At 35.0% G+C, this 1,594-nt stretch carries 1 protein-coding gene; it reads left to right on the top strand.

Translation table 11 applies throughout. The annotated features are described in order from the left end of the window. Positions 1-185: 185 nt before the first annotated feature. A partial coding sequence (locus MXE38_RS12235; protein ID WP_246915487.1) for an IS4 family transposase occupies positions 186-1,594 on the top strand: 1,409 nt, incomplete at its 3' end.

Raw genomic sequence — 1,594 nt, 5'->3', positions numbered from 1 at the left:
AGGATTTTGCCCTTATTTCAGCCTTATTTTTACATATGTTTAACCAGAGTTTTCCCTGATTTGGGGAAAAATTAACATTTTAATGTTTTATATGCTAAAAATCTGATATTTAAGCTATTTAAAAAAGAAAAGGCCTCCTATATACTGTTTAAAAATTCTAAAAACTAATACAGCAAGGAGGCCTTATGGAAATCTTAGCATCCGATACAATTTCAGGCAAATCTAGTAACGTAATTCCTAACATCATTAATGTTCTTAAACTGCAATTTCTTGTCGAACGTGCAAAAAAGCTAGGCGCTCAACAGAGAGTAAGAAAGCTTAACATTGTAGAAGTTGCTATTGCTTTAATTGCCTATTTAGGGACTCAAGGTAACTCTTCAAGTGAAGGCTTTTGCATCGCAAGTTTGCATGCTTTTTTTGACGAGAACTTTAAAAACTGTAACGTTACTCCAAAAGCTTTCCATAAGGCTATTGATAAAGAGGGATTCTACCTCTTTATGGTAGATATAGTTAATAGACTAGCCGCAATGAAGCCAAGCTCTTACTTGCCATCAATGGATGATTTATTCAATGTTTTTACAGATGCTCTTAGATTAATGGACATAGTTGAAGTTGATGGTTGCGAATTACGTGTTATTCCTTCATGCCATAAGCAATTTGCTTGTAAAGCAAAATCCAAATCAAAGTATCAGTGCGTTATACCTGCTGCAGGCATCAAAATTCATTTTGGGTACTCGCCAATCAGCTGCTCCCCTGTATTTGCGATAGTCACTCAAGCAACTGATAGTGAAAGAGCGTTTGTTTTAACTGATAACGATCATGATGGTATTCTTTACATCTGTGACAAAGGATATATTAGCGAACAGCTATGGGCTGACATCCATAACAGAGGCAACTTCTTTATCATGAAGGGGTTTAAGAATATGGCCGCTGAAATATTGTCAGCACATGATCAATATGGCAACGAGCTTACAGAGTTAAAAGGATTAAAGGTTTCATGTGAGCTTAACTCTAAGCTTGCAAAATACCAGCTGGTTGATTGCATGGTTAAAACAGCTAAAGGCTCCATAGTTCGTGTTGTGCGCTCTTTTAATACAAAGAAGAAAGAATATGTTTACTTTGTTACCAATATTCCTCAAGACAAAGTTTGTGCAAGAATTATTGCTAAAGCTTATCGTATTCGTTGGCAACAAGAAATTTTCCATAAAGCACTGAAATCTTTTAATGGTTTAAAAACCATTAATTCTCATAGCAAATGGATTGTTCTTGCTTTCTTTTATGCATCATTGGCTTCATTCTTACTTAAGATGTTAGTTGGAAATTACATTGCCAAGAAGCATAAATATGCTTTTGAGCTTAGTATGCTTAAAGTTCAAATGTACGTGAATAACACAATATATTTGCTTAAAGGTATGCTAGCAAGTAGCAAGCATATTATTTATGATTTACTTAAGGAATATTCAGACCGCTTAAGAAATAGAGTACTAAGATCTAAACCCTCTAAACGTGATAAAGAAGCAGGCAAAGATCTACCTCTTCTTGCTCAGTCAATTGTCGATGATCACAAGTCTGGCAAAGGTACATTCGAGGGTAT

Source organism: Anaerobiospirillum sp. NML120448 (genome assembly GCF_023050945.1).
Taxonomy (GTDB): Bacteria; Pseudomonadota; Gammaproteobacteria; order Enterobacterales; family Succinivibrionaceae; genus Anaerobiospirillum.
The sequence above is the reverse complement of the archived record's forward strand: the minus strand, read 5'-3'. Positions and strand labels throughout refer to the sequence as shown.